This is a genomic window from Agromyces sp. P1_H4, from assembly GCF_056405255.1.
Map to the genome: position 1 here is coordinate 1 of NZ_JBFUCL010000105.1, position 10,587 is coordinate 10,587.

11 protein-coding genes are annotated in these 10,587 nt (G+C 70.8%); 4 read left to right on the top strand and 7 right to left on the bottom strand.

Annotated features, from left to right (window positions below; genetic code table 11):
* The coding region (locus AC1DY2_RS08600) for a hypothetical protein (RefSeq protein ID WP_476762035.1) at window positions 1-641 on the top strand (641 nt) is incomplete at its 5' end.
* A 34-nt stretch (window positions 642-675) separates the two neighbouring features.
* On the opposite strand, the gene AC1DY2_RS08605 is transcribed toward AC1DY2_RS08600, so the two are convergent.
* The 4 genes from AC1DY2_RS08605 to dnaK all read right to left on the bottom strand — a co-directional run bounded on the left by AC1DY2_RS08605 (window position 676) and on the right by dnaK (window position 4,737).
* On the bottom strand, window positions 676-1,092 hold the full coding sequence (locus AC1DY2_RS08605) for a heat shock protein transcriptional repressor HspR (protein WP_309977864.1): 417 nt from the start codon (window positions 1,090-1,092) through the stop codon (window positions 676-678).
* 15 nt (window positions 1,093-1,107) lie between these two features.
* Window positions 1,108-2,109 carry a DnaJ C-terminal domain-containing protein gene (locus AC1DY2_RS08610; protein ID WP_476762036.1) on the bottom strand — a complete coding sequence of 334 codons (1,002 nt, stop codon included), beginning with the start codon at window positions 2,107-2,109 and terminating at the stop codon, window positions 1,108-1,110.
* A 91-nt stretch (window positions 2,110-2,200) separates the two neighbouring features.
* Window positions 2,201-2,857, bottom strand: a complete 657-nt coding sequence (locus AC1DY2_RS08615) for a nucleotide exchange factor GrpE (RefSeq protein ID WP_476762037.1) — start codon at window positions 2,855-2,857, stop codon at window positions 2,201-2,203.
* Between the two features lie 2 nt (window positions 2,858-2,859).
* Window positions 2,860-4,737 carry a molecular chaperone DnaK gene (dnaK, locus tag AC1DY2_RS08620; RefSeq protein ID WP_476762038.1) on the bottom strand — a complete coding sequence of 626 codons (1,878 nt, stop codon included), beginning with the start codon at window positions 4,735-4,737 and terminating at the stop codon, window positions 2,860-2,862.
* 301 nt (window positions 4,738-5,038) lie between these two features.
* Between dnaK and AC1DY2_RS08625 the strand changes: the two genes are divergently transcribed.
* On the top strand, window positions 5,039-5,593 hold the full coding sequence (locus AC1DY2_RS08625; RefSeq protein WP_476762039.1) for a hypothetical protein: 555 nt from the start codon (window positions 5,039-5,041) through the stop codon (window positions 5,591-5,593).
* A 104-nt stretch (window positions 5,594-5,697) separates the two neighbouring features.
* Window positions 5,698-5,964: a hypothetical protein gene (locus AC1DY2_RS08630; protein WP_476762040.1), complete on the top strand. Its 267-nt coding sequence runs from the start codon at window positions 5,698-5,700 to the stop codon at window positions 5,962-5,964.
* A gap of 47 nt (window positions 5,965-6,011) precedes the next feature.
* On the opposite strand, the gene AC1DY2_RS08635 is transcribed toward AC1DY2_RS08630, so the two are convergent.
* Both AC1DY2_RS08635 and AC1DY2_RS08640 read right to left on the bottom strand, forming a co-directional pair.
* Window positions 6,012-6,638, bottom strand: a complete 627-nt coding sequence (locus AC1DY2_RS08635) for a TOPRIM nucleotidyl transferase/hydrolase domain-containing protein (protein ID WP_476762041.1) — start codon at window positions 6,636-6,638, stop codon at window positions 6,012-6,014.
* Window positions 6,635-8,218 (bottom strand): MFS transporter, encoded by a 1,584-nt coding sequence (locus AC1DY2_RS08640; RefSeq protein WP_476762042.1) that lies wholly within the window; start codon window positions 8,216-8,218, stop codon window positions 6,635-6,637. The genes AC1DY2_RS08635 and AC1DY2_RS08640 overlap by 4 nt, the downstream gene beginning before the upstream one ends.
* Window positions 8,219-8,465: 247 nt before the next feature.
* Here AC1DY2_RS08640 and AC1DY2_RS08645 point away from each other — a divergent pair, with 247 nt between their 5' ends.
* A complete protein-coding gene (locus AC1DY2_RS08645; protein WP_476762043.1) occupies window positions 8,466-9,356 on the top strand; it encodes a serine protein kinase RIO in 891 nt (296 codons plus the stop codon).
* Here AC1DY2_RS08645 and AC1DY2_RS08650 read toward each other — a convergent pair.
* Window positions 9,353-10,587, bottom strand: a 1,235-nt coding sequence (locus AC1DY2_RS08650) for a helix-turn-helix transcriptional regulator (RefSeq protein WP_476762044.1), incomplete at its 5' end; no start/stop codon positions are given. The two genes, AC1DY2_RS08645 and AC1DY2_RS08650, sit on opposite strands and share 4 nt — an antisense overlap.

The following is a 10,587-nucleotide window of genomic DNA, read 5'->3' on the forward strand; positions in this document are numbered from 1 at the left end:
CCGCACCCGCCCGCCTCGCGCGCCGGCTCGCGCCGCTCGCGGCATCCGTCGCGGTGCTGGGGCTCGCCCTGACCTTCGCCCTGGCGCCCCAGCCCGCCGCGATCACGGCCCCCTCCGCGGCATCCGACACCCTCGGCGGCGACACGCAGACGTTCGACGTCGCCGCGGACATCGCGGCGCCGACGGTCTCGCACGAGTCCTACGTCACGACGACGGGATCGCAGACGCTCATCGAGGGCGGCACGAACGTGGACTGGGCGAAGCTCGTGCTCATCGACGGGGACTGGCCGGTCACCGACGAGAACATCACGTTCATGATGCGGTGGATGCGCCAGGAGAACGGCGCCGACAACTGGTGGAACCGCAACAACCCGCTGAACAACGGGCAGGGCTCGGGCGGCGGATCCGGACTCGGCAGCTACCCGACCCTCATCGAGGCGGCGTTCTACGCGGCGCAGAACCTCCAGTCGGGCCGCTACCCCGCAGTCGACGCGGCACTCGCACGCGGCGACTCGGCGGATGCGACGGCGCAGGCCATCTGGGCGTCGGCGTGGGCCTCGAGCCACTACGGCTACGGCACCCACTGGAGCTCGCGCCCCTACGAGGTCATCGAGGCGCCGGCGTCGGCCTGGGGACGCTGAGCCGCGAGCCCGTGGGCGTCGAGGGTGCGGCCGACTAGCCGCGCTCGAGCGGTCGCCACACGACGACGGCGTTCTCGCGGCGCACCCGCGTGCCGGCGCGCAGCGACACGATGTCGCCCGCCGAACCGGCGGCGAACACGCGCCGCCCGGGACGGTTGAGCAGCTCGTCGGCGAGCATCGCCTCGAGCTCCCGTACCCGGTCGCGCAGCACCGTCACCTCGTCCTCGAGGTCGAGCACGCGGCGGATGCCCTCGAGGCTCACGCCCTCGCTCGACAGCTGGGCGATCTCACGCAACTGCGCGACGTCGCGCATCGAGTAGCGGCGGGACTTGCCGGCGGTACGGGTGGGCGACACGAGGCCTAGGCGGTCGTACTGCCGCAGCGTCTGCGGGTGCATGCCGGCCAGTTCCGCCGCGATCGAGATCACGAAGAGGGGGCTGGTCTCGTCCATGCTCACGGCCATGGCCTAGCGCTGCGCCCGTGCCTTGGCGAGCAGGTCGTCGCGCGGGTTCTCGTCGGGCAGGAGCGCCGCGAACTCCTCGAGCTTCTCCTCGGCCTCCTTCGAGAGGTGCGACGGCACGGCCACCTGCACGACGGCGAGGAGGTCGCCCGTGCCCTTCGAGGTCTGCACGCCGCGGCCCTTGACGCGCAGCACCCGTCCGCTGGGCGTGCCGGGCGCGACCCGGAGCTTCACGGGCTCGCCCCCGAGCGTCGGCACCTGGATGGTGGCGCCGAGCGTTGCCTCGGTGAACGTCACGGGCACGTTGACGCGCAGGTTGAGGCCGTCGCGCTCGAACACGGGGTGCTTGCGCACGTGCACGGTGAGGATCAGGTCGCCGGGCTCCCCGCCGTCGGGCGAGGGGTGCCCCTTGCCGCGCAGCTTGATCTTCTGGCCGTCGGCCACGCCAGCCGGGATGCGCACCGTGATGGGCTTGCCGTCGGAGGTCTCGAGCGTGATCTGCTCGCCCTTGGTGGCCGTGATGAAGTCGAGCGTCGTCGACGCGGTGACGTCACGACCGCGCGACGGACCGCCGAAGCCGCGGTAGCCGCCGCTCGGCTGCCCGAACCGGCCGCCGCCGAAGAGGCCGCCGAGCAGGTCGTCGTAGTCGCCACCGCCCTGCTGGAACGTGTACTGCTGCCGGCCGCCGCCCTGGCCGCCGAACATCGTGCCGAACACGTCCTCGAAGCCGCCGGCGCCACCGCCACCGCCGGGCGCGGTGAACCGCGCGCCCGAGCCCATCGCCCGGATCGCGTCGTACTCCTTGCGCTGCTCGGGGTCGGAGAGCACCGAGTGCGCCTCGCTGATCTCCTTGAACCGCGCCTCGGACGCGGCGTCGCCCGGGTTCGAGTCGGGGTGGTACTTGCGTGCGAGCTTGCGGTAGGCCTTCTTGAGCTCCGCCTCGCTCACGTCCTTGGAGACGCCGAGCACCTTGTAGAAGTCCTTGTCGAACCAATCCTGATTGGCCACCGGCACCTCCCTTCCCTGAAGTCTGTCTGAAATCCGTGACGGCCGGTCCGCGACATCCGATGAGCGGATGCCGCGGGCCGGCCGAACTGCCTTACAGCGGCGTCTTCACGACCACCTTCGCGGCGCGCAGCAGCGTGCCGCCCAGCGTGTAGCCGGTCTCGACGACGTCGGCGACCGTGTCGACCTCGACCTCGTCGGACGGCTGCTGGAAGATCGCCTCGTGGCGCTGCGGGTCGAACGGCTCGCCCACCTCGCCGAACGGGGTGAGCCCGAGCTTCTCGACGGCGCCGCGCAGCTTCGCCGCGATCGTCGCGAACGGGGCGTCGCCCTCGAGGTCGCCGTGCTTCTCGGCCCGGTCGAGGTCGTCGAGCACCGGCAGCAGCACCGCGACGGCCGCGCCGACCGCGCGCTCGCGCTCGATCTCGCGATTCGCCTCGGTGCGCTTGCGGTAGTTCGCGTACTCGGCGGTGACCCGCTTGAGGTCGGCGAGGTGCTCGTCGGTCGGCTCCTGCACCTCGGCCTGGGCCGCGTTCAGGATGTCGTCGACGGTGAGCACGTCGTCGTCGTCGGCCGGCGCGGATGCCGCGGCAGCGTCTGCTGCGGCATCCGTCGCCTCACCGGCGGCCGGCTCACCCGCGTCGGGCTGACCGGCGTCGGGCGCGGGCTGACGAACCTGACCCGTCTCGGGGTCGATCCGCCGCTTGTCGCGGATGACCGGCTCTTCGTGGTTCTGGTTCTCGTCGGACATGATTACTTCTTCTCGTCCTCGTCGTCGATGACCTCGGCGTCGACCACGTCCTCGTCGGAGGACTGGTCGCCGGCGGCGCCGGACGCGTTCGCGTCCTCACCGGGGTTGCCCGCGGCATCCGCCGACTGCTGCTGCGACTGAGCGTAGATCGCCTCGCCGAGCTTGCCCTGCGACTGCGACAGCTTCTCGAACGCGGCCTTCACCGCGTCGTCGTCGTCGCCCGCGAGGGCCGACTTCAGGCCGTCGACGTCGCCCTGCACCTCGGACTTGACGTCGGCGGGGAGCTTGTCGTCGTTGTCCTTGATGAGCTTCTCGATCGAGTAGACGAGCTGCTCGGCCTGGTTGCGGGTCTCGGCCGACTCACGGCGCTTCTTGTCCTCCGCCGCGTGCTCCTCGGCGTCGCGCACCATGCGCTCCACGTCCTCCTTGGGGAGGGCCGAGCCGCCCGAGATGGTCATCGACTGCTCCTTGCCGGTGCCCTTGTCACGGGCCGACACGTGCACGATGCCGTTGGCGTCGATGTCGAAGGTGACCTCGATCTGCGGGATGCCGCGAGGCGCCGGCGCGATGCCGGTGAGCTCGAACGTGCCCAGCGGCTTGTTGTCGCGGGTGAACTCGCGCTCGCCCTGGAAGACCTGGATCGCGACCGACGGCTGGTTGTCGTCGGCGGTCGTGAAGGTCTCGCTGCGCTTGGTCGGGATGGCCGTGTTGCGCTCGATGAGCTTGGTCATGATGCCGCCCTTGGTCTCGATGCCGAGGCTCAGGGGGGTGACGTCGATGAGCAGCACGTCCTTGCGCTCGCCCTTGAGGACGCCCGCCTGCAGGGCGGCGCCCACGGCGACGACCTCGTCGGGGTTCACGCCCTTGTTGGGCTCCTTGCCGGTCTCCTGCTTCACGAGCTCGGAGACGGCGGGCATGCGGGTCGAGCCGCCGACGAGCACGACGTGCGCGATGTCGGCCAGCTTGATGCCGGCCTCGCGGATGACGTCCTCGAAGGGCTTCTTCGTGCGGTCGAGCAGGTCGCTCGTCATGTTCTCGAACTGCGCGCGGGTGAGCGTCTCGTCGAGGTTCGCGGGGCCGTTCTCGGTGAGCGAGAGGTAGGGCAGCTGGATGCTGGTGCTCATCGAGGAGCTCAGCTCCTTCTTCGCCTGCTCGGCGGCCTCCTTGAGGCGCTGGAGGGCGATCTTGTCCTTCGAGACGTCGACGCCCGTCGAGTCCTTGAAGCGCTTGATCAGCCACTCGACGATGCGCTGGTCCCAGTCGTCGCCGCCGAGGCGGTTGTCGCCGGCGGTCGCACGCACCTGGATGGTGGAGAAGTCGTCGTCCTTGCCCACCTCGAGGAGGGAGACGTCGAAGGTGCCGCCACCGAGGTCGAAGACGAGGATGAGCTCGTCCTCCTTGCCCTTGTCGAGGCCGTACGCGAGGGCCGCGGCCGTGGGCTCGTTGATGATGCGCAGCACGTTGAGGCCCGCGATCTCGCCGGCTTCCTTGGTGGCCTGGCGCTCGGCGTCGTTGAAGTAGGCCGGCACGGTGATGACCGCGTCGGTGACGGTGTCGCCGAGGTACTGCTCGGCGTCGCGCTTCAGCTTCTGGAGGATGCGCGCCGAGATCTCCTGCGGCGTGTACTTCTTGCCGTCGATCTCCTGGGTCCAGTCGGTGCCCATGTGGCGCTTGACCGACGCGATGGTGCGGTCGACGTTGGTGACGGCCTGGCGCTTCGCGGTCTCGCCGACGAGCACCTCGCCATCCTTGGTGAAGGCGACCACCGACGGGGTGGTGCGGAAGCCCTCGGCGTTCGCGATGACGGTGGGCTCGCCACCTTCGAGGACGCTGACGACCGAGTTGGTGGTGCCGAGGTCGATGCCTACTGCTCGTGACATGTGTGTTTCTCCTTCTGCCGGGAGCAGGCGCGAGCGGATGCCGCGTGCGCTCCGTGGCGGGTCGGCCCGGCCGTCCTGGCCCGCGACCGAAGTCCGTATCGCCGGAACTTGAGTCCCGACGACTCAAGTGTTCCAGCGGCGATTCGACGTGTCAAGTCGACGCCGCAAAACTTGAGTACACAAGACTCAACTCTCAGCGGCTTGCCAGCATTCCGCCCCGGCGGATACCCGAGCCACATGCCGAACGCATCGGGGACCGCCCTGATGGACACGGGTCGCGGCGAACCGTAGGCTCCGGTCCATGATCCGACGCCCTGCCATCGGTGGCTCGCTCGTTGCCGTGCTCGCCATCATGCTCCTTGCCGGATGCGCACAGACGGGTGACGTCGGCGAGACCCCGTCGCCGTCGCGGACGACGGCACCGTCCTCGACGYCGGAGCCGTCACCGGTCCCGTCTCCCGACGCCGCGCCCGCCGCGACCTGCGACACCCTCCTCACGGACGAGGCCTACCAGAAGCTCGCGGACGACGGCCTCGCCCCGACGGGGGTCGGCGTCGGGTACGCGCTCGTCGAGCGGATGACCGAGGCAGGAGCGCTCGCGTGCGCGTGGGGAAAGCCGCAGACCGACATCGCGCTCACCGTCGTGCAGCTGCCGCTCGGTTCGGCGGACGAGGCGGCGTGGCGGTCGACGCTCGCGGAACTGGGCTACGTCGAGAGCGGCCAGCCGGTCGCCGGCTCCTTCACCGGTCCTGTCGATCCCGCAAGCGGCATCAGCTCGGTCGCCGTGCTCGCGGGCGGAACGCTCACGTTCGTCAGCGCGCCGACGTACGCGACGATGCTCGCCCCGCCCGCGTAGCCCGAAGCGGATACGTCCGCGGCTGTCGCCGTTCGACCCGTGGAGCGGCAGCCGAACGCGACTGCCAGACTGGACACGACCACGCTGCCCAGGGAGGACACGCCATGCCGGAACCCATCGAGGTCGGACTCGTCTCGTACACGCTCTCCGCCGAGGCCTACTCGCGCATCGGCGCGGACTTCGACACGGAGGCGGTGGACGACGCGATCCTCGCCCGGCTGAACGAGCTCGTGCCCACCGGCGTCGTGGTGCACCGCAACGGCAAGGCCTTCGCCGACCCCGACGTCGCCGCCATCGCGCGCGAGCTCGACTGGCAGCGCCTGCTCGGGCAGATCGACATCGACCAGATCCTCGCCGAGCACGGCCGCTGAGCCACCCGGCAGGCCATCGCCGCCGCGGTCTGCCGCTGCGGCTGCGCTCAGCCGCCCACCGTCTCCTCCAGGAGGCGCGCCATCCCCCGCGGCACACGATCCAGTGGGAGCACCTCGACGACGTCCGCGGCGAACCAGGCCTTGCGCCCGGCCGCAGTCCCGGCGAATCGATGGAGCTGCCCCTCGATCGGGCGCTCCCGCTGCGCGGGTTGGCGCTGGAACACCCGGAATCGCGCGAGATCGCGATGGACGGCGAGCACCTCCTCGATGACGGCGGGGCCCGCGGCGCGAATGAGCTCGTCCTCGAGGTCGAGCGAACAGGCGAAGAAGCCCTGGGCCTCGAGATCGCCCGACGACGCGGCATCCGGCCGGCCCGCCGACGCCAGCATGCGCCCGACCGTCGCGGCCTCGCCGATGTCGTACAACCCGAGGAGCCGGGGTGGCATCGGCCGCCCGTCGAGCTCGGCGAGGTGGTGGCGCAGGTTGGTGACTCCGTGCATCGCGATCACCACGGCGCCGGCGGCCGTCAGGTCGAGGCCCAGCCGCCTCGCGAGGGCGAGCAGTGCACGACGATCGCTCTCCCCTTCCACGAGGACCACCGTCGACGCCTCAGCCCCGTCCATGGCGGGACCGCGTACCCCGGTATCGAGACCGCCGCGCGGTTCACGAGTCATCCGAGCATGGTCCCCTCCGCCGCCGCGGAGGGCTTCGGGTCGGGCAGGCGCCGCATGCGGAACGCGTTCAGCACGCCGAGCAGACCCGCGAGGATCGGCACGAGCAGCGCCACTTGCAGGGAGATGATGCGGGAATCCGCGTTGATCGCGAGGATCTCCTCCTGCACCTCGGGCGTCTGGTCGACGAGCAGTTCCGCGAGCCCGGTGTTGGTCATGATCTCGGCATCCTCCTCGAGCACCGAGGAGACCTGCTGCTGCTCCTGCGTCGAGAGCACGGTGCTCGCGTCGGCGCTCGCCGTGAACGTGAAGGCGAGCGTGGCGAGCATGATCGCGCCGGCGAAGGCGAGTCCGAACGAGAGGCCGAACGAGCCGGCCGCCGAGTTGACGCCGGCCGCCTCGCTCACGCGCTCGTCGGAGATCGGCGAGAGCGTGTAGTTGTTCAGCTGCGAAACGAGCAGGCCGAGACCGCAGCCCGAGATGATGAGCGGGATCGTGAGGTACCAGCCCGAGTCGGCGATGGGCACGAGCGGCACGAGGATCGCCAGGCCCGCCACGACGAGCACGAAGCCCCACAGGATGATGTTCGACGGACGCTGCTTGAGTCCACGCCCGGCGAGCAGCGCGACCGCGAACATGCTCAGCGAGAGCGGTGCGATGGAGAGTCCCGCCTGGAGCGCGTTGTACTCGAACACCATCTGCAGGTAGATCGGGAGCACGATCATCGTGCCGCCGAGCGTGATCTGCTGCAGCAGCTGACCGCTGGCCCCGGCGCGGAACATCTTCGACTCGAAGAGCGCGGGATCGAGGAGCGTGGGCTTGCCGCGGCGCTTGCGGCTGCGCAGCCAGAAGACGAGCAGCCCGAGGGCGAGCACGCCGATGCCGATGATGAGCCCGACGTAGCCGCCGCCCTCCTGCCAGACGAGGATGCCGGTCACGACGCCGCCCATGCCGACGATGGACAGCAGGGCGCCGACGAGGTCGATCGACCGATCGCCGTGGTACGGCACATCCTTCACCAGCCCGATGCCGGCCAGGACGACGGCGATGATGACGGCCTCGAGCGCGAAGCCGACGCGCCACGAGAGGAACGTCGTGATGAACCCGCCGAGCAGCGGCCCCACGGCGGCAGCGATGGCAGCGGATGCCCCGACGAGCGCGTACACCCGCTTCTGCTGGGCGCCCTCGAAGTTGCCGTGGATGAGCGACTGCATGGCCGGGAGCAGCAGCGAGGCGCCGATCCCGCCGATGATCGCCCAGAAGATGATGATCGCCGTGAGGTCCTGGGCGAACACCATCGCGATCGCGCCGATCGCATAGCCGAGCAGTCCGAGCACGTAGGCGAGCTTGCGGCCGATGAGATCGCCGGTCTTGCCGCCGATCAGGATGAATGCCGCCGAGACCAGCGCCTCGAGGGCGATCGCGCCCTGCACGCCGCTCACCGTGGTGTCGAGGTCGTGCACCACGGCCGAGATCGACACGTTCATCAACGACGTGTCGACCACCAGCACGAACATCGCCATCGCGAGGAGGATGGCAAGTCGTCCGTTGAACGGCGCCGTGGCGCCCTGCCCTGCGCTCATGGCTCACCCAACCACACTCGCGGTCGCCGCCGATAGAGGCGCGGGGGAGAAGCTCTGGACAGGCCCGCCGCGCGGGGCGTATGCTCACGTCTTGGCCGCAGTCGCGGCATCCGCAGCACCGAGGCGAAGGGAGAGTCCGATGAACGTCATTGTCGTCGCGCGCATCGCAGACACCCTTTCCTGTGAGGCCTCCCGCCCGTAGCCGCAAGGCCGGCACGTCGGTGGCCTCCGCAACCTCGGAGACACCGTGACCTTCCTCTCGTCGCTCGACGACACCACCTCGAGCACCCGTTCCGCCACGCCGTTCGGCGCGGCATCCGACTCCCTCGCATTCCAGGCCGCCGAGCCAGGCGAGGGACAGCGCTGGTCCACCTGGCCGGCGACCATCCCCACCGAGCGCGGCCCCGAGCCGCGCCCCGACTGGCTCGTGACCTCGGCCGCGGCGATCGACACCGAGCTCGGCGTCGTGAAGACCGGCAAGGAGGCGAACCTCGAGCTCATCGAGCGCGCGATCCCGGATGCCCCGGCCGACGTGCCGGGCAACCGGGTGCTGCTCGCCGCGAAGCGGTATCGCACGAGCGAGCACTCCGACTTCCACCGGTCGGCGATCTACACCGAGGGCCGTGGCCTGCGTCGCACCCGCGACGTGCGCGCGGTCGCCAAGGGCACCTCGTTCGGTCGCGCCGTCGCCCGCGTGCAGTGGGCCTACGCGGAGTTCGACGCGCTGACACGGCTGACCGAGCTCGGGGCATCCGTGCCGTACCCGGTTCAGGTGCACGACACCGAGGTGCTCATGGAGTTCATCGGCGACGGCCGGGTCGCCGCGCCGCGACTCGCACAGGTGCGGGCGGATGCCGCGGAGCTCCGCGAGCTCTTCCACCAGGTGGTCGACTTCATGCGGCTCCTCGCCCGGGCCGGGCTCGCGCACGGCGACCTCTCGCCGTACAACCTGCTCGTGCACCACGGCCGCGTCGTCGCGATCGACCTGCCGCAGGTCGTCGACCTCGTCTCGAACCCGCAGGGCTTCGACCTGTTGCACCGCGACTGCGTCAACGTGTGCGACTGGTTCACCAGGCAGCGGCTCGAGTGCGACGCCGAGGAGCTGTTCGGCGAGCTCGTCGGCGAGGTGGGGTTCTAGGCGCGGGCGGCCGTCGGCCCCGGGTCCGCCGCGGCCGCCGCCTCCCGGAGCGACTGGGCCAGGTCGCGCCGCGAGCGGGCGCCGAGCTTGCGCAGTGCCTTCGACATATGGCTCTCGACGGTGCGCATCGAGAGGAACAGCTCGGTTGCGATCTCCTTGTTGGTCATGCCGGCCGCGGCGAGCTCCACGACCTCGCGCTCGCGCTCGGAGAGCTCCACCCCGAGGGAGCGCCGCCCGCCCCGCCACCGGGACGGGATGGCGATCCCGTGCTCGCGCATCTCCCGCGAGACCCGTGAGAAGTCCCGACGGGCACCGAGCTCGCCGAAGATCGCGAGCGCCGATGCGAGCGGGGCCGACCCGCGGTCGTCACCACGCGAGAGGCGGAACGTGCCGAGGCGCTCGGCGATCCTCGCCTCCGCCAAGCGCGCTCCGGCGTGCTGCACGATCGACAGTGCCTCGTCGAGCATCCGCTCGGCCTCGGCGTCGTCGCTTCCCTCCTCGCTCCCTTCGGCCGCGATCGCCCGGCAGACGAGGAGGGAGGCCTGGGCCGACGGGGCATCCGCCCCCGAGATCCCGGCAGCCAACTCGTCGAGCAGCGGCCCGACGCCGGCCACCTCGCCGAGTGCCGCCGCTGCCTCGACGATGCACTGCACCGGCTCTCCCGCCCACGCCCACAGCCCCTTCGCCCGAATGAGGTCGAGCGCCAGGGTCGCCTGCTCGTGGGCCGCCGCGGGATCGTCCACCACCAGCAGCAACTGCGCCAGCGTCGTCCGTGCGGCGACCAGCGGCCACACCACGCCGACCTCCTCGGCGTCGCGGATGACGCCGCGAAGCGCCCGAGCCGCCTCGACGGCACTGCCGGTGGAGGCGAGAAGTGCCGCCTGCAGCAGCCGCGCGTCGACCACGGCGCCCCCGAACTCGGTCGGCTCCTCGATGAACGCGTCCACGCGCTCGGCGATCGTGGCCCAACGTCCGGCGAAGAAGTCGGTCGCGAGCGACACCAGGTCGATCACGCCGGCCACTCTCACGTAGTCGGCGCGGGCCGCGACCTGCTTCGCCTCCGCGATCAGCGCGTCGGCGCGGTGGACGTGTCCGACGTGCAGCGCACCCTGCGCCCAGTTGAGGCAGGCGCGGGTGTGCTCGCGCGGATTCGATGCGAGCGCCACGCCGTTCCGGACCTCGTCGATCGTGCGCCAGGCGCCGGGGTCGCCCTGCTCCAGCAGCAGGGAGA